The following is an 18,188-nucleotide window of genomic DNA, read 5'->3' as shown; positions in this document are numbered from 1 at the left end:
CTGGTAAGCTTGCTGGATACGATGGTTAGGCTTCAGCGCCGACCGTGAACCGCCGTGGTACGGAACCGTATGCCCGGTGGTGTGAGAGGACGGGGGAGGTAACTCCCCCTCCTACTCGATTCTGGAGTAGTGCTTCTGGTGCCGGTGACTTATGGAAAGGTGCGCCCTGTGCTATTCTCACCCGCTTGAAATCTGTTGAGCGGAAATTATGTCTTTGCCCAAACGCGTAGTACTGGTCGGGCCCATGGGGGCCGGAAAAAGTACCATCGGCCGGATGCTAGCCAAGGAACTCGGGTACCGTTTTCTCGATTCTGACCGCATTATTGAAGAACGCTGCGGCGCCAATATTCCCTGGATCTTCGATGTTGAAGGTGAGGATGGTTTTCGCCAGCGTGAAACCGCAATGCTTGACGAGTTGTCTAACGAAATGGGAACGGTACTGGCGACCGGAGGCGGTGCCGTCATGCGTGCTGAAAATCGCGGATTGCTGAAAAAGAACTCGGTGGTGATTTACCTCAAAACGTCCATCGACCAACAGGTTGAGCGTACCCGTAAGGACCGTAACCGACCGTTGTTGCAGAATGACGATCCGGAAGGCGTATTGCGCCGGCTGTTTGCGATTCGGGATCCGCTCTATACCGAGTTGGCAGACATCATAATGTTTACCGATCGCAAAAGCCCACGTCTTGTGGTGCGGCAACTGGTCAACCGTATCAATCCGAAAACGCCCCGCCACAGAAGGCAGCGGCGGAAAGAGGGCAGGCATAATGCACAAGGTACTTCGAGAGCTGAAGGTTGAGCTTGGGGAGCGTAGCTATCCGATCATTATCGGGCAGGGGTTGCTGGGTTCGTTTGACCTGACACCCTGGGTGGCAGGCCAGCAGGTCATGATCGTAACTAACGATACCGTTGGCCCCCTGTATCTTGAGAAGGTGAAAGGCTGTTTTCCCGGCAAGGCCATTGACGTAGTGACCTTGCCCGATGGAGAACAGTTCAAGGATTGGCAGACGCTCAACCTCATTTTCGACGCGCTTCTGGAAAAACGACATACCCGCAAAACGACACTCGTTGCCCTGGGCGGCGGCGTTGTGGGTGATATGGCGGGTTTCGCGGCGGCCTGTTACCAGCGCGGCGTTCCCTTCATACAGGTTCCAACCACGCTGCTCTCTCAAGTGGACTCGTCTGTTGGGGGGAAAACAGGGATAAATCACCCGCTTGGCAAGAACATGATCGGTGCTTTCCATCAGCCGCAGGCGGTGCTGATCGATACCAACAGCTTGCAAACACTGCCGGAGAGGGAGGTGTCTGCCGGTCTCGCAGAGGTGATCAAATATGGCCTGATTCGGGACGAGTCTTTCCTGGCCTGGCTTGAGGATTCCATGGAGAGCCTGTTACGACTTGATGCCGAGGCATTAGGTGAGGCGATCTATCGATCCTGTGTCTGTAAGGCGGAAGTTGTTGCGCTTGACGAACGAGAGGGTGGGTTGCGTGCAATCCTCAATCTTGGTCATACCTTTGGTCATGCCATGGAAACCTTTGCAGGCTACGGCAACTGGTTACACGGTGAAGCCGTGGGTACGGGTATGATGATGGCAGCCGATCTCTCGGTGAGAGAGGGGCTGATCTCGGCGGATGACCGGGCTCGGGCGGTTGCTCTGATTCGGCGCGCTCGTTTGCCGGAGTGGGCACCGAGCGGTATGACATCAGAGGACTTCATGAATCTGATGTCCGTGGACAAGAAGAATGTTGATGGTCGGCTACGGTTGGTTCTCCTGAAAGCAATAGGTGACGCCTTTATCACCGAGAATGCCTCCGCTGACAACATCCGTGATACCTTGAGGGCATTCCTGCCGCAGGCAGGCTGATGGGCTCTGAGTTTCAGAAACAGGGACGACGTGTGGCTCAAGAATCCTTGAACAGTACCGATGGCGGGGGACTTTTCCCCCGGCTACAGCAACGATACAGCCTGCGCGACAATCCGCTTGAGATGGAAACGCCATTTTTTCCGGATGCCATGCGTCAGCACGCTCTGGAAACGTTGCGCCATCTTTGTGGGTTCGGGGACATGGTGCTGGTTCTGACCGGTGCGCCGGGGGCCGGTAAGACCCGGGTATTGGCAGAGTTGGTTCGCAGCGAGTCCTCAAGGCTTGATTTTCATCGAATTCCCGCATCGGCGCTTACCAGCCGCCAGGCCCTCGCGCGTTACCTGAAACAGCTGGCGAAATCCGGGATACCGGCAGACTCTGAGCCCAGAGAGGCGGTTTATCGTTATTTTCGCTGGTCTGAATCCGGCCTCCGCCGAGGTCATCGGCAAGTACTGCTGATCGACGATGCAGACCGGGTTGAGTCGGACGTTCTGAATCTTCTGGTAGCAGGCTTTGTGGCCTCGGAACGGTCTGTTTCTGCCGTTCCGATTATGGCCGGCACCGAGCAGGTCTGGAGCCAGTTGGAAGATCATCCGGATTCCGCCTATGCGCATCACCTGACCCTGCCTCCGTTAAGCCGCGACGACATCAAGGCTTATCTCGAGCCCAGGGTTCACCGGGCGGGCGGCTCTCAGTCTGAGCTGCTGTCGACCTCTCGTCTGAAAAAGCTGGAGGTGTTGAGCCAGGGCAGTTTTGGTCGACTCAAACGTGTTGCACCGGGCGTTTGGCTGGACATGGTGCCGTCTTCGGCAACGTCCTCCTCAAAAGCTGGTTTTACGGTTGCGCATCTGCGGTGGCCTGCGCTGGGGCTGGTGTTGCTGGCGGCATCCTGGTGGTTTGTTTCCCAGCAATACGAGAGCACGGTTCAGCGACAAGCCGGCGCCGAAGTTGAGCCTGAACCAGTCCGTAAGAGCATTACCATTGGTCCGGGTGCTGAGGATCCTGAACCGGAAATAGCGCCTTTGATTGCGCCTGCGGGCCAGGATGAGCCTGGCGCTCCGGGCGAGACCAATGCAGCTGAGGAGTTGACACAGGCCCCGCCCGAAACAGAGATTGTCCCAGAGCCAGAGCCAGAGCCAGAGCCAGAGCCAGAGCCAGAGCCAGAGCCAGAGCCAGAGCCAGAGCCAGAGCCAGAGCCAGAGCCAGAGCCAGAGCCAGAGCCAGAGCCAGAGCCAGAGCCAGAGTTTGTGCCAGCTAACCCCGTTAAATTTGTGGCACTTGAGCAGTTACGCCAGCGTAAAGGTTGGACGCTGCAGCTTGTTGCAGGCAATCAGGAACAAACGGTGTTGAATGTACTGCGTCGAGCGCCCGAGGATGCGAATTTGAGCTACACCAAGGGTGAGCGCCAGGGCTTACCTTGGTTTATGCTGGTTTATGGTCAATACTCTAGCCGAGAAGAGGCCGGGGCGGCGGCGGCTAGTCTGCCCGACGCGCTGAGGATCTCGAATCCTTGGGTTCGACCCTACGAGGATTATTGATTTTCGCACCATTCCGGTGCGCTTCAGGCACCAAGCTACGAAAAAAATTGTATACGTAGTTTCACGTGTGTAAAATCCCTTCCCCCTTTTTTTCGGTGTCAGCGCATTTCTCGCACCATTTCGGTGCAAGGTCGTCGCTGGCGGGAAGCATTTACACGCGAGAGAACGCTTATGACAACAGGCTTGTATCATCCTGATGAGTTCAGGGACAACTGCGGTTTTGGCCTGATTGCCCACATGAAGGGCGAAGCGAGCCATAAGCTGTTGCAGACAGCCATTGAATCTCTGACCTGCATGACCCACCGGGGCGGTATTGCCGCCGATGGCAAGACCGGTGATGGTTGTGGTCTGCTTATTCAGAGCCCCAAGGCCTTCCTCTATAAAGCTGCCCAGGCAGCCTTCGGCAAAAAACCTGGCGACTTGTTTGCAGTTGGCCAGGTTTTTTTGGCTAAGGACGACGCAAAAGCTTCTGCAGGTCGAGCAGCTATAGAAAAAAGGCTCACAGATCAGGGGCTTGAGGTTATGGGCTGGCGGGAGGTGCCGGTTGATGACAGCTGCCTGGGGCTGATGGCTTTGGACTGTCTTCCGCGCATCGAACAGGTATTTGTAGAGCCCGGCGGCAAGGAAGAAAAAGAATTTGCGATCAGTCTATTCGTCGGGCGCCGCCATGCTGAACGAGATATGGCGGAAGACCCGGAATTCTATATCTGCAGTCTTTCCCACAAGACATTGGCCTACAAAGGCCTGATGATGCCAGCGGATCTGGCCAACTTCTACAAAGACCTTGGTGATCCGGATTTGCAAACGGCCATCTGTGTTTTCCACCAGCGCTTCTCGACCAATACCATGCCGCGTTGGCCACTGGCCCAGCCGTTCCGGTTCCTGGCCCATAATGGTGAAATAAACACCATCGATGGCAACCGTAACTGGGCAATCGCCCGCGCGGCCAAGTTCAGCTCACCGGATCTGCCGGATCTGCAGACCCTGCAGCCGCTGGTTAACCTGACTGGCTCCGACTCCTCCAGCATGGACAACATGCTGGAAGTGCTCCTGGCAGGTGGTGTTGACCTGTTCCGGGCGGTGCGCATGATGATTCCGCCTGCCTGGCAGAATGTCGATACCATGGATTCTGAACTGCGTGCCTTTTACGAGTACAACTCCATGCACATGGAGCCCTGGGATGGCCCGGCGGGCCTCGTAATGTCAGATGGCCGTTATGCGCTCTGTATGCTGGACCGTAACGGTCTGCGCCCCGCGCGCTGGGTGATTACCAAGGACGATTTCATCACCCTGGCCTCGGAAGTGGGTACCTACAGCTACTCACCGGACGATGTGGTCGCCAAGGGGCGGGTTGGCCCGGGTCAGATGCTCGCCATCGATACCGAATCCGGCGAGGTCCTGCATACCGGGGATATTGACCAGCGGCTCAAAAAAGCCCAGCCCTACAAGCGCTGGCTCAAGGACAATGCACTGCGAGTCGAGACCACGCTGAATCAGGCGACCCCGGAATTCAAGCTGATGGAATCCGATGAGCTTCTGGTTCATCAGAAGATGTTCAATATCTCGTTTGAAGAGCGGGACCAGGTGCTGCGCCCACTGGCTGAGAGTGCCCAGGAGGCGGTCGGTTCCATGGGGGACGATACCCCGATGGCGGTTCTGTCCAGCAAGGTGCGCCATGTGGCGGATTACTTCCGGCAGAAATTCGCGCAGGTCACCAACCCGCCCATTGATCCGCTCCGTGAGACCATCGTCATGTCTCTGGAGACCTGTCTGGGCGCAGAGCAGAACGTTTTCGAGGAGTCTCCAGAGCACGCTAACCGGATTATCCTGACCACGCCGGTACTGTCGCCGGCCAAGTTCCTGAAGATCAGTAATAACGATCGTCCGGGATTTGAGGTGGCAAAAATCGCCCTGAGCTATCGTCCTGAAGAGGGCCTGGAGCAGGCGGTTCGTCGGGTATGTGACGAAGCCGAACAAGTTGTGCGTGATGGCAAGGTACTGCTGATTCTAAGCGATAAGGACCTGGCTCAAGGCGATCTTCCGATCAATGCCCTGATGGCCACCGGCGCAGTGCATCATCACCTGGTGGCGAGAGGTCTGCGCTGCGATTCCAACATCATTGTTGAGACCGGCTGGGCTCGGGACCCGCATCACTTTGCGGTACTGTTCGGGTTTGGTGCCACGGCGGTCTACCCGTACCTGGCGTACCAGATCCTGAACGATCTGATTCGCACCGGCGAAATGCTGATGGATCCGATCGAAGCCAAGAACAACTACCGCAAGGGCATCAACAAGGGCTTACTGAAGATCCTGTCGAAGATGGGGATCTCCACCATTACCTCCTACCGGGGTGCGCAACTGTTCGAGGCCATTGGTCTGGCCGACAATGTGGTAGACCTGTGCTTCAAAGGCGTGCCGAGCCGGATTCAGGGTGCCGACTTCTTCGATTTCCAGCAGGATCAGGAGCAGTTGGCCGCGGTTGCCTGGAAGCCCCGTAAGCCTATTTCCCAGGGCGGCCTGCTCAAGTACGTGCATGGCCAGGAATACCACGCCTTCAACCCGGATGTGGTGGGCAAACTGCAGGATGCCGTGATCAGTGGCGACTATGGCACCTACAAGGAATACGCCGGTCTGGTCAATGAGCGCCCGGTTGCCACCCTGCGCGACCTGCTGGTGTTCCGTGAGGGCATCCAGTCAATTGACCTGAGCGACGTTGAGCCCGTGGAGAATATTTTCCCGCGTTTTGACTCTGCGGCGATGTCTCTCGGTGCCCTGTCGCCGGAGGCGCACGAGGCTCTGGCCGTGGCCATGAACACGCTGGGTGGTCGTTCCAACTCCGGTGAGGGCGGCGAAGATCCGGCTCGTCACGGCACTAACAAGCGTTCCAAGATCAAACAGGTGGCTTCCGGTCGTTTCGGTGTGACCGCTGAGTACCTGCGTAGCGCCGATGTTATGCAGATCAAGGTGGCTCAGGGTGCCAAGCCGGGTGAAGGCGGCCAGTTGCCGGGTGGTAAGGTAAATGACCTGATCGCGCGCCTGCGTTACTCGGTGCCGGGTGTCACCCTGATTTCGCCACCGCCGCACCACGACATCTACTCCATTGAAGACCTGGCGCAGCTAATCTTCGACCTGAAGCAGGTGAACCCGGAGGCGCTGGTGTCCGTCAAGCTGGTATCAGAGCCCGGGGTGGGCACGATTGCCGCGGGCGTCGCCAAGGCTTATGCCGACCTGATTACGGTTTCCGGCTATGACGGCGGTACCGCAGCCAGTCCGCTGACCTCAATCCGCTACGCTGGCTCCCCCTGGGAACTGGGCCTGACGGAAACCCAGCAGGCGCTGCGCGCCAATGATCTGCGAGGCAAGATTCGCCTGCAGACCGACGGCGGCATCAAGACAGGCCTGGACGTGGTGAAAGCCGCGATTCTGGGCGCGGAGAGCTTTGGCTTCGGTACCACCCCGATGGTGGCGTTGGGTTGCAAATACCTGCGGATCTGCCACCTGAATAACTGTGCGACCGGTGTCGCGACACAGAACGACTATCTGCGCGAAGAGCACTTCAAGGGCACTGTGGAAATGGCCATGAACTTCTTCCGCTTTGTGGCGGAGGAAACTCGCGAATGGCTGGCGAAGCTGGGTGTGCGTTCTCTGGAAGAGTTGGTCGGCCGTGTTGACCTGCTGGAGCGTCTGCCGGGTAATACCGAGCGCCAGAAGAAGCTGGATCTGACCCGTCTGCTGCAGAATGACCACATTCCGGCTGACAAGCCGCACACCTGTCAGATTGAACGCAACAAGCCTTTCGATGAAGGTAAGCTGGCGGAGCAGATGGTGCAGGACACCGCTGCTGCCATCGCCGAGAAGTCCGGCGGTGCCTGGAGTTACCGGGTGACCAACTGTGACCGTTCCATTGGTGCACGCCTGTCTGGCGAGATTGCCGCCCGTTACGGCAATCAGGGCATGACCGATGCGCCCATCACTCTGGACCTGACCGGCACCGCTGGCCAGAGTTTCGGTGTGTGGAACGTTGGTGGTCTGAACCTGATTCTGGAGGGTGATGCTAACGACTATGTGGGTAAAGGCATGACCGGCGGTAAGCTGGTCGTCAAGCCGCCCCGTGGTAGTGACTTTGAGACCCAGGAAACCTCCATTGTCGGTAACACCTGTCTGTATGGCGCAACTGGTGGCAAGCTGTTTGCGGCCGGCACCGCCGGTGAGCGCTTTGCGGTTCGTAACTCCGGCGCCCATGCCGTGGTTGAAGGTGCTGGCGATCACTGCTGCGAATACATGACGGGTGGTCTGGTCACCGTGCTGGGGTCCACCGGCTACAACTTTGGTGCCGGCATGACCGGCGGGTTCGCCTATGTGCTGGACCTGGACAACACCTTTGTGGACAAATACAACCATGAACTGGTTGAGATCCAGCGTATTTCCCGTGAAGACATGGAAGCCTACCGGAACCACCTGCGTGGCGTGATCCGGGAGCACATCTCTGAAACCGGAAGTGCCTGGGCAGAGCACCTACTTGAAGATTTCGACGATTACATCGGCCGTTTCTGGCTGGTCAAGCCCAAGGCCGCGAACCTTCGCAGCCTGCTGGCAAGCACCCGCGCCCGTCCGGAATAACGGGCAGGTCCAACAAGGTTGATGGGTTGCACTCCGGTGCGGCCCCCGTCGAAATCGAGCTGATGAGAGTGGCAACATGAAAGAACGTCTCAACAATGACTTTCAGTTTGTGGAAGTTGGGCGGGTAGACCCGAAGAAGGTGCCTGCCAAGAAGCGCAAAAAGGAATTCGGGGAAATCTATCACCCGTTCAGCGAAACCCATGCGGCCTCCCAGTCCCATCGCTGCCTGGCGTGTGGTAACCCGTACTGTGAATGGAAGTGCCCGGTACACAACTATATTCCGAACTGGCTGAAGCTGGTGTCGGAGGGCAACATCATGAAGGCGGTGGAGCTGTGTCACCAGACTAACTCCCTGCCGGAAGTCTGTGGTCGTGTGTGCCCGCAGGATCGCCTGTGTGAAGGTGCCTGCACCCTGAATGATGGCTACGGCGCGGTTACCATCGGTTCTGTTGAGAAGTACATTACCGACACCGCATTTGCGCTGGGCTGGAAACCGGATATGTCCAATGTCACCTGGACTGACAAGAAGGTGGCTGTGATTGGCGCTGGCCCCGCAGGGCTTGGTTGTGCTGATGTTCTGGTGCGCAACGGCGTCAAGCCTGTGGTGTTTGATCGTTACCCGGAGATCGGTGGCCTGCTGACCTTCGGTATTCCTGAGTTCAAGCTGGAAAAATCCGTCATGTCCCGCCGCCGCAAGGTGTTCGAGGAGATGGGCGTGGAGTTCCGTCTGAGTACCGAGGTGGGTAAAGACGTTCAGTTGAACAAGATCCTGGAAGAGTTCGATGCCGTCTTTATGGGCATGGGTACCTACACCTACATGAAAGGTGGGTTCCCCGGTGAGGAGCTGCCGGGTGTCTATGACGCCCTGCCGTTCCTGATTTCGAATGTGAACCGTCGTCTGGGTTTCGAGAAAAAGGAATCTGACTTCATCGATATGAAAGGCAAGCGTGTTGTGGTGCTGGGTGGTGGTGACACCGCTATGGACTGTAACCGGACTTCCATTCGCCAGCAGGCCGAGAGCGTGACCTGTGCCTATCGCCGCGATGAGGCCAACATGCCTGGTTCCCGTCGGGAAGTGGCCAACGCGAAAGAGGAGGGCGTCAAGTTCCTGTTCAACCGTCAGCCCATCGCCATCATCGGTGAAGACCGCGTTGAGGGTGTAAAGGTAGTCACCACGGAGCTGGGTGAGCCGGACGAAAACGGCCGTCGTCGTCCGGAAGTGGTTCCGGGCAGTGAGGAAGTGATTCCGGCTGATGCCGTGTTGGTAGCGTTCGGCTTCCGCCCGAGCCCAGCACCCTGGTTTGAAGAGCTGGGCGTGAACACGGACGACTCCGGTCGGGTGACTGCGGCAGAAGAAGCCGAGTTTCCGTTCCAGACCAGCAATGCCAAGATTTTCGCTGGTGGCGACATGGTGCGTGGCTCGGATCTGGTGGTTACCGCAATCTGGGAAGGACGTCAGGCAGCCGAAGGCATCCTGGACTACCTGGACGTTTAACGCTGGATTGACCAGAGTCAGAAAGGGCGGCTTGCTAAGGGTAAGCCGCCCTTTTTTATTCGTGCAAACGGGGTATCATTGCTCCCCATTGTCTCTGACCATTTTTACCGACGAGAACGGGAAACTCTATGACCGAGCTGAAGAACGATCGCTTCCTGCGCGCCCTGATGCGCCAGCCTGTAGACCGCACCCCGGTGTGGATGATGCGCCAGGCAGGCCGTTACCTGCCGGAATACCGCGCAACCCGGGCCAAGGCCGGCGACTTCCTCAGTTTGTGCAAAAACACCCCGCTGGCCTGTGAGGTTACCCTGCAGCCGCTGGAGCGTTACCCCCTGGATGCCGCCATCCTGTTTTCTGACATTCTGACCATTCCCGATGCTCTAGGGCTGGGGCTCTATTTCGAAACTGGCGAAGGCCCGAAATTCCGTAAGGTCATTCGTTCGGAAGCAGATGTGGATGCACTGCCCAGGATGAATGCCGAGTCTGACCTGGACTACGTGATGAATGCGGTGTCTACCATTCGCCGGGAGCTGAATGGCCGTGTGCCTCTGATCGGCTTCTCTGGCAGCCCCTGGACGCTGGCCACCTACATGATTGAAGGTGGCTCTTCCAAGACCTTCTCTGAAGCCAAAAAGCTGATGTACGGCCAGCCGGAGGTGATGCATCGTCTGTTGGACCATCTGGCGGATTCGGTGATTGACTACCTCAACGGCCAGATCAAGGCCGGCGCCCAGGCTGTGCAGATTTTTGATACCTGGGGTGGTGTGTTGAGCAGCTGGGCCTATGAAGAGTTTTCCCTGCGCTACATGAAGAAGATTGTTGATGGTCTGATTCGAGAGAGCGAAGGTCGCCGGGTGCCGGTGATTGTTTTCACCAAGAACGGTGGTCAGTGGCTGGAGTCTATCGCTGATTGTGGCGCCGATGCTGTGGGGCTGGACTGGACGACGGACATCGGCAACGCCCGTGCCCGCGTGGGCGACAAGGTGGCCCTGCAGGGCAACATGGACCCGGCCATGCTGTATGCGCCGAAGGCGCGCATTCGCCAGGAGGTGGCGGATATCCTGAAGCGCTATGGTTCTGGCTCGGGGCATGTGTTCAACCTTGGACATGGGATTACGCCGGATGTGGATCCGGAGCATGCCGGGGCGTTTATTGAGGCGGTTGTTGAGCTTAGTGGGCAGTATCACCAGTAAAGCCGAACTTGGGGGATTGCCGTTTCTCCTAGCCTGCAAGATTGGTGTTTGAGGGCCGGTAGAGCGGCCTCCGAAAAACCGCTACGAGCCCCCGCAAGCGGGTCCGGCCAGCAATCATAGATTGCTGTCGTTCGGCTGCACATGAAGCTTCGCTTCATAAACGCTTGCCTCACCCCTGTGCGCTTCTCTCCGGCCATCCATGGCCTCCGACATTTTTCGGAGGCCGTCCCAGCAGCCTGCGTTCGGGCTTTATCAGAATATCCTCCCCCTCCCGTGTTAAAGCTATCGCTGTACTCACTCTTATGTCCGGTCTATAGTCAGAGGAAGCACGAACGTCGGTCTGGAGCTTGCCCTTGTCTAACAGAACATCCGAAAAACGCCGGTTTCACCGAATCAGTTTCGATGCCCCCTGTGAGCTGCATTGTCAGGATCAGGTGTGGTCAACGGAGGTGTTGGATATTTCCCTGAAGGGCGTTCTCGTTCAGCGGCCAGAAGGCTGGAAGGTTCCGTTGAATAAGCCCTGTGAGGTGGTGATTCACCTGAATGAGCATGAAGCTGCGATTGTGATGGCGGTGGAGTTGAAGCATGTGGAGGATCATCGGCTGGGATTTCGCTGCCAGTACATTGATCTGGACAGTGCGTCGCACTTGAAGCGGTTGGTGGAGCTGAATCTCGGGGATCAGGCGCTTTTGGAGAGAGAGTTTGCGCATCTGATTGACTGAGGTCGTCGTTGGGGATTACTCCGAAAGTTGCCGGTGCGTGGCAGAGGGACACCTCAAAAAATGTCGGAGGCCATGGATGGCCGGAGAGAAGCGCACATGGGTGAGGCAAGCGTTTATGAAGCGAAGCTTCATGTGCAGCCGAACGACAGCAATCTATGATTGCTGGCCGGACCCGCTTGCGGGGGCTCGTAGCGGTTTTTTGAGGTGTCCCTCTGCCGCGCGCCTTGCACCGGATTTTGCAGGCTAGGGGGCCTGGTTCAAAGCTCCTCCAAAGCCGAAAGAGCATCCGAAAGCTTTGTCACCGGAATCACCTTCATGCCATCAACAGGCTTACGCGGAACGTTGGCCTTCGGCACTAAAGCCCGGGTAAAACCGTGCTTGGCCGCCTCGTAGATACGCTCCTGGCCACTCGGTACCGGCCGGATCTCCCCAGACAAGCCAACTTCGCCAAAAATCACCAGATCCTGCGGCAGCGCCCGATTCCGGAATGACGAAACCACAGCTGACAGCAAAGCAAGATCCGCACTGGTTTCGTTGACCTTTACACCGGCCACTACATTCACAAACACATCCTGATCGGCCACATGCATGCCGCCATGGCGGTGCAGCACTGCCAGAAGCATCGCTAAGCGGTTCTGGTCAGTCCCTACCGCCACCCGTCTCGGGTAGCTCCCCTGAGCCATGTCCACGAGGGCCTGAATCTCCACCAGCATGGGCCGGGTGCCTTCCCAGACCACCATCACCACACTGCCCGGCGCCGCTTCCTCGCCTCGATTCAGGAAGATGGCGCTGGGGTTTTTCACTTCCTTCAGGCCTTGCTCCAGCATGGCGAACACACCCAGCTCATTAACGGCACCAAAGCGGTTCTTGATGCCGCGCAGGGTTCGGTAGCGGCTGTCGCTGGAGCCCTCCAGCAGGATCGAGCAGTCAATCATGTGTTCGAGCACCTTCGGCCCCGCCAGGCTGCCATCTTTGGTGACGTGCCCCACCAGCAAGAGGATGGTGCCGGTTTGCTTGGCAAAGCGGGTCAGAAAGGCGGCGCTTTCCCGAACCTGGGATACCGAGCCAGGGGCGGATTCAATGTCCGCGACATGCATTACCTGGATACTGTCGATTACCAGAATGCGGGGCTTCTCCGCTTCCGCCACCTGCATAAGCCGCTCAACGGAGGTTTCCGAGAGCATTTTCAGGTCTTTGGTGGGCAGGCCCAGCCGCTTGGCGCGCATGGCTACCTGTTGCAGGGATTCCTCACCGGTGACGTACAGCGCTGAGTGCTTCTCGGCCAGTTGGCAAACCGCCTGCAGTAGCAGGGTACTTTTGCCCGCGCCGGGGTGACCGCCCATGAGTACCGCCGAGCCTTCCACCAGGCCGCCACCCAGGACACGGTCGAATTCCTGCATGCCGGTGCTGATGCGTGCCTGCTCTGCCAGACTGACTTCGTCCAGGCTTTTTACCTCCGACAAGCTGCCGGCATAACCCTCAAAGCGGGCGCTGCGAGCACCTTTGCCGGGGCCTGAGACGCCGCGTACTTCGCTGATGGTGTTCCAGGCCTGGCAGGCGGTACATTGGCCCTGCCACTTGGAATAGTCGGCACCACACTCGGTGCATACAAAGGCGGTTTTGGCTTTGGCCATGGGTATGGTTCCGTGTCGGGCAGATCGGGCAGGGCAAGCGGGCCGACGCGAAGGCCGGCCCGGTCATCGGTTACGCCAGTTTCTTGTACTTCATACGCTTGGGCTGCATGGCGGAGTCGCCTTTGCGCTTCTTGAAGTCGGCGTCGTAATCGGTGAAGTTGCCTTCGAAGTAGACTACTTCGCCGTCGTCTTCGAACGCCAAGATGTGGGTCGCTACCCGGTCCAGGAACCAGCGGTCGTGCGAGATCACCAGTGCGGAGCCCGGGAAGTTCAGCAGGGCTTCTTCCAGAGCGCGCAGGGTTTCCACATCAAGGTCGTTGGTGGGTTCGTCCAGCAGCAGCACGTTGCCACCCTGTTTCAGCAGCTTGGCCAGGTGCAGGCGGTTGCGCTCACCGCCGGACAGGTCGCCCACCCGTTTCTGCTGGTCAGTGCCCTTGAAGTTGAAGCGGCCCACGTAGGCCCTGGACGGGGTCTCGTAGTTACCGACCTTGATGATGTCCTGGCCGTCGGAAAGCTCTTCCCACACACTCTTGCTGCCGTCGAGATCGCGCATCTGATCCACGTAGGCCAGTTCCACGGTTTCACCAACGGTGATGGTGCCAGAGTCCGGCTTGTCCATGCCTGCGATCATCTTGAACAGCGTGGATTTCCCCGCGCCGTTACCACCGATGATGCCAACAATCGCACCCGGTGGAACGTGGAACGAGACATTCTCGTACAGCAGGCGGTCGCCGAAGGCCTTGCTGATGCCGTCCACCTCGATCACCTTGTCGCCAAGGCGAGGTCCGGGCGGGATATACAGTTCGTTGGTTTCGTTGCGCTTCTGGAATTCCTGGGAGCTCATCTCCTCGAAGCGGGCCAGTCGTGCCTTGCTCTTGGACTGGCGGCCCTTGGCGTTGGTGCGTACCCATTCCAGCTCGTGCTTGATGGCTTTCTGGTGAGCGGCCTCCTGCTTGGCCTCCATCTCCAGGCGCTTCTCTTTGTTCTCCAGCCACTGACTGTAGTTGCCCTCGAACGGAATGCCGTGGCCACGGTCCAGTTCCAGGATCCAGCCGGCGACGTTGTCCAGGAAGTAACGGTCGTGAGTGATGGCGACAACGGTGCCGTCGTAATCATGCAGGAAGCGCTCCAGCCAGGCCACGGATTCGGCATCCAGGTGGTTGGTAGGCTCGTCCAGCAGGAGCATGTCAGGGCCGGACAGCAGCAGGCGGCACAGGGCCACACGGCGGCGCTCGCCACCTGACAGCACTTTGACCTTCTGGTCCCAGGCCGGCAGTCGCAGGGCGTCTGCCGCCACTTCCATCTTGCGCTCTATGTCGTGGCCATCGGTAGCCTGGATAATGGCTTCCAGTTCGCCCTGTTTCTTGGCCAGTTCGTCAAAGTCCGCATCCGGCTCGGCGTAGGCGGCGTAAACCTTGTCCAGCTCCGCCAGAGCGTTGTGTACGTGCGAGACGGACTCGTCAACGATTTCCTTTACGGTCTTCTCTTCGTCCAATTCCGGCTCCTGCGGCAGGTAGCCCACATTGATGCCGGGCTGTGGCCGGGCCTCACCGATGTAATCCTGGTCGACACCCGCCATAATACGCAGCAGGGTGGATTTACCGGCGCCGTTCAAACCAAGTACGCCGATTTTGGCGCCCGGGAAGAAGCTCAGAGAGATGTCTTTCAGAATTTCCCGCTTGGGCGGTACCACCTTGCCCACGCGGTTCATGGTGTATACGTATTGAGCCATTTTGGCATATTCCTTTTATCAAACAGTAGCTTGAAAAATGAAAGCACGTCAGGCGACTGATCGAGGACTTCGGGGTGAGCGATCCGGGATCGTCAAAATCAGGGATGATTTTGTCGAGCGTACAGGGACGTATTTACAGCGTATCCCGGATCGCTCACCCCGAAGGCCGATACCACGGACGTCGGTACCTGAGAACAATAACCGGGTAAGGTATCTAAAGCGTTCCGCGATAGCAATTGACAGCCTCCGGTGTGCCGGTATCTGCGGACGGCATAAAGGATGATTTTTAACCCGCTTTCAAGATAGAATAGCGGCCCAATTTTTCAGGGGTTCCGGCTTGCAAAGAGGCATCGCCGGGCCAGCCATACAGACAGGGGCAGAACATCCATGTTTACTCGTGATATGAAAATCGCCGGTTTCGATGACGAACTTTGGAACGCTATGCAGGCGGAAGAAAAGCGCCAGGAAGCACACATCGAACTGATCGCGTCTGAAAACTACACCAGCCCGCGGGTGATGGAAGCCCAAGGTAGTGTGCTGACCAACAAGTACGCTGAAGGTTACCCCGGCAAGCGTTACTACGGTGGCTGCGAGTTTGTGGACATCGCTGAGGATCTGGCCATTGCCCGCGCCAAGGAGCTGTTTGGTGCCGCCTACGCCAACGTGCAGCCGCATTCCGGTTCACAGGCCAACTCTGCGGTGTTCATGGCGCTGCTCAAGCCCGGTGATACCGTTCTGGGTATGAGTCTTGCTCACGGTGGGCACCTGACCCACGGTGCCAGCGTGAACTTCTCCGGCAAGATCTACAACGCGGTTCAGTATGGCCTGAACCCGGAGACCGGTCTGATCGATTATGACGAAGTGGAAGCACTGGCTGTCGAGCACAAGCCGAAAATGATCATCGCGGGCTTCTCTGCTTACTCTCAGGAGCTGGACTTTGCCCGTTTCCGTGCCATCGCCGACAAGGTGGGCGCGTATCTGTTTGTTGACATGGCCCACGTGGCCGGTCTGGTCGCCGCTGGCGTCTACCCGGATCCGGTACCTCACGCCCACGTAGTTGCGACCACCACGCACAAAACCCTGCGCGGCCCACGTGGCGGCCTGATCCTGGCCTGTGATGACGAAGATCTGCAGAAGAAGCTGAACTCCGCTGTGTTCCCAGGCGGTCAGGGCGGCCCGTTGATGCACGTGATTGCGGCCAAGGCCGTGTGCTTCAAGGAAGCCATGAGCGACGAGTTCAAGGCCTACCAGCAGCAGGTCGTGAAGAACGCAGCCGCCATGGCAGAGGTGTTCATCGAGCGCGGCTTTGACGTGGTTTCCGGTGGTACCAAGAACCACCTGTTCCTGGTGAGCCTGATCAAACAGGATATTACCGGTAAAGACGCGGATGCCGCACTGGGCAAAGCACACATTACCGTGAACAAGAACGCCGTGCCGAACGATCCTCGTTCACCGTTCGTAACGTCCGGGCTGCGCATTGGTACTCCTGCGGTGACCACACGCGGCTTCAAGGAAGCCGAGTGTCGGGATCTGGCGGGCTGGATGTGTGACATCCTCGATAACCTTGAAGACGAAGCGGTTAACAGCCGTGTGCGGGAGCAGGTGGAAGCTGTCTGCGCACGGTTCCCGGTCTACGGCTAACAGGCTTAGAGACAGGTCAGCCCGGGCGCTCCGGTGAGTGCCCGGGTTCTTTCTTTCCGGAGCAGGTGATTTATGCATTGTCCTTTCTGTGGTGAAGCCGATACCAAGGTGATTGATTCGCGCCTGGTGGCCGAGGGTGACCAGGTTCGCCGCCGCAGGGAGTGTCTGTCCTGTCGTGAGCGATTTACCACCTTTGAAACTGCCGAGCTGGTGATGCCCCGGGTCGTTAAGCAGGATGGTACCCGGCAGCCATTTGATGAAGAAAAGCTGCGGGCCGGCATCATGAAAGCTCTGGAAAAACGTCCGGTCAGCATTGAGGAAATCGATGCCGCCCTGAACCGTATCAAGTATCGTCTCCGCTCGACTGGTGAGCGTGAAGTCAAGTCGATGCAGTTGGGTGAGGAGGTAATGACCGAGCTGCGCCAACTGGACAAGGTTGCCTACGTGCGTTTTGCGTCGGTTTACCGCAGTTTTCAGGACATCAACGAGTTCAAGGAAGAGATCGAGCGGCTGTCCCAGGGTAATGGCGATACCGCGGTGGATGTTGCCAGGGCATTGGTGGATAACGGTACAGACAAAGGCAAGGCATGATTTCAGACCGTGATCGGGCAATGATGGCCCGGGCCGTTCAGCTGGCCTGGCGCGGTCGCTATTCCACCCATCCAAATCCCCGTGTTGGTTGTGTTATTGCCAAAGGCGATCTGATTGTGGGCGAGGGCTGGCACGAGCGTGCCGGTGAAGCCCACGCGGAAGTGCGTGCTTTGAGCCAGGCCGGCCATGAGGCTCGGGGAGCCACCGCCTACGTTACCCTGGAGCCGTGCAGCCACTACGGGCGCACGCCGCCCTGCGCACGGGCACTGATAGATGCCGGTGTGGCCCATGTGTTTGCCGCCACCAAAGACCCCAACCCGTCTGTGTCCGGTCGGGGGCTGGATATGCTAAGGGAGGCTGGCATACGGGTGACCGAAGGCGTGATGGCCGATGAGGCTGCGCGTCTGAATCCTGGCTTCATGAAGCGTATGAATACCGGTCGCCCCTGGGTGCGGCTGAAGATGGCGGCCAGTCTCGATGGCCGGACCGCCATGGCCAGCGGTGAAAGCCAGTGGATAACGGGCCCGGAAGCGCGCGCGGATGTGCAGCGTTTGCGGGCGATCAGCGACGCTATCCTCACCGGGGTAGGCACGGTACTGGCGGATGACCCCTCGTTGACCGTTCGGCGGGACGAGATGGGCGATATCGGCGATGCCACGGATCCGTCCCGGCAGCCGTTGCGGGTGATCGCCGACCGGGATGCCCGTACGCCCGCCACCGCCAGGATTCTTCAGGGTGGCAATGTGCAGGTATTTTGCGCCAGTTCGGCGCTGGCCTCAGGCCCGGCCCAGGATCTGGCTGCGCTCGGCGTCAGCCTCACCGGGGTTGCCTGGAAAGATAACGGTGTTGATGTCGCCGAGTTGCTGGACGCGCTGGGTGAGCTTGGTATTAACGAATTGCTGGTTGAGGCCGGCCCTACACTGGCTGGTACGTTCATCGGTGAAAATCTCGTGGACGAGCTCTGGCTTTACCAGGCCCCGGTTTTCCTGGGTAGTACTGGCAGGCCGACAGCGCATCTGCCGCTGGAGACCATGGCCGACAAAGTGCAATGGAAGGTGCTGGATCGTCGTCAGGTGGGTGAGGATCAGCGTCTGATCCTGGCTCGCCACTAATCATTCAATCCATTCCCCGTGAACCGGCTAGACTGTCGGGAGGGG

12 protein-coding genes are annotated in these 18,188 nt (G+C 58.4%); 10 read left to right on the top strand and 2 right to left on the bottom strand.

All coding sequences use genetic code 11. The features are described 5' to 3' along the window. The first annotated feature begins 208 nt into the window (after positions 1-208). The 7 genes from aroK (at position 209) to QPL98_RS15835 (ending at position 11,433) form a co-directional block, all read left to right on the top strand. Positions 209-799, top strand: a complete 591-nt coding sequence (aroK, locus tag QPL98_RS15865) for a shikimate kinase AroK (protein ID WP_278350791.1) — start codon at positions 209-211, stop codon at positions 797-799. After that, the gene (gene aroB / locus QPL98_RS15860; RefSeq protein WP_226597681.1) at positions 768-1,865 is read left to right on the top strand and encodes a 3-dehydroquinate synthase; all 1,098 of its coding nucleotides are present in this window, start codon (positions 768-770) and stop codon (positions 1,863-1,865) included. The genes aroK and aroB overlap by 32 nt, the downstream gene beginning before the upstream one ends. Positions 1,866-1,897: 32 nt before the next feature. After that, positions 1,898-3,403 carry an AAA family ATPase gene (locus QPL98_RS15855; RefSeq protein WP_303293602.1) on the top strand — a complete coding sequence of 502 codons (1,506 nt, stop codon included), beginning with the start codon at positions 1,898-1,900 and terminating at the stop codon, positions 3,401-3,403. Positions 3,404-3,574: 171 nt separating this feature from the next. After that, positions 3,575-8,023 carry a glutamate synthase large subunit gene (gene gltB, locus QPL98_RS15850; RefSeq protein ID WP_303293601.1) on the top strand — a complete coding sequence of 1,483 codons (4,449 nt, stop codon included), beginning with the start codon at positions 3,575-3,577 and terminating at the stop codon, positions 8,021-8,023. Positions 8,024-8,099: 76 nt separating this feature from the next. Continuing rightward, positions 8,100-9,518, top strand: coding sequence for an FAD-dependent oxidoreductase (locus QPL98_RS15845; protein ID WP_011784353.1), 1,419 nt, complete (start codon positions 8,100-8,102; stop codon positions 9,516-9,518). A gap of 128 nt (positions 9,519-9,646) precedes the next feature. Then, complete coding sequence (hemE, locus tag QPL98_RS15840) at positions 9,647-10,711, top strand: uroporphyrinogen decarboxylase (RefSeq protein ID WP_022992192.1); 1,065 nt, start codon at positions 9,647-9,649, stop codon at positions 10,709-10,711. A 353-nt stretch (positions 10,712-11,064) separates the two neighbouring features. Further along, entirely contained in the window at positions 11,065-11,433 is a 369-nt protein-coding gene (locus QPL98_RS15835) for a PilZ domain-containing protein (protein WP_303293600.1), read from the top strand. A gap of 257 nt (positions 11,434-11,690) precedes the next feature. Here the strand turns inward: QPL98_RS15835 and radA are convergent, their stop codons facing one another. Beyond that, positions 11,691-13,067 (bottom strand): DNA repair protein RadA, encoded by a 1,377-nt coding sequence (gene radA / locus QPL98_RS15830; protein WP_011784357.1) that lies wholly within the window; start codon positions 13,065-13,067, stop codon positions 11,691-11,693. 70 nt (positions 13,068-13,137) lie between these two features. Further along, the gene (gene ettA, locus QPL98_RS15825) at positions 13,138-14,799 is read right to left on the bottom strand and encodes an energy-dependent translational throttle protein EttA (RefSeq protein ID WP_303293599.1); all 1,662 of its coding nucleotides are present in this window, start codon (positions 14,797-14,799) and stop codon (positions 13,138-13,140) included. 387 nt (positions 14,800-15,186) lie between these two features. Here ettA and glyA point away from each other — a divergent pair, with 387 nt between their 5' ends. From glyA to ribD, 3 genes are all read left to right on the top strand, one after another. Continuing rightward, positions 15,187-16,440 carry a serine hydroxymethyltransferase gene (gene glyA / locus QPL98_RS15820; protein WP_014420579.1) on the top strand — a complete coding sequence of 418 codons (1,254 nt, stop codon included), beginning with the start codon at positions 15,187-15,189 and terminating at the stop codon, positions 16,438-16,440. Positions 16,441-16,512: 72 nt separating this feature from the next. Beyond that, positions 16,513-17,031 (top strand): transcriptional regulator NrdR, encoded by a 519-nt coding sequence (nrdR, locus tag QPL98_RS15815; protein WP_011784360.1) that lies wholly within the window; start codon positions 16,513-16,515, stop codon positions 17,029-17,031. Next, entirely contained in the window at positions 17,028-18,143 is a 1,116-nt protein-coding gene (gene ribD / locus QPL98_RS15810) for a bifunctional diaminohydroxyphosphoribosylaminopyrimidine deaminase/5-amino-6-(5-phosphoribosylamino)uracil reductase RibD (protein WP_022992195.1), read from the top strand. The genes nrdR and ribD overlap by 4 nt, the downstream gene beginning before the upstream one ends. The last annotated feature ends 45 nt before the right edge of the window (positions 18,144-18,188 follow it).

The sequence above is a fragment of the Marinobacter sp. ST-43 genome (assembly GCF_030541085.1).
GTDB lineage: Bacteria > Pseudomonadota > Gammaproteobacteria > Pseudomonadales > Oleiphilaceae > Marinobacter > Marinobacter nauticus.
The sequence above is the reverse complement of the archived record's forward strand: the minus strand, read 5'-3'. Positions and strand labels throughout refer to the sequence as shown.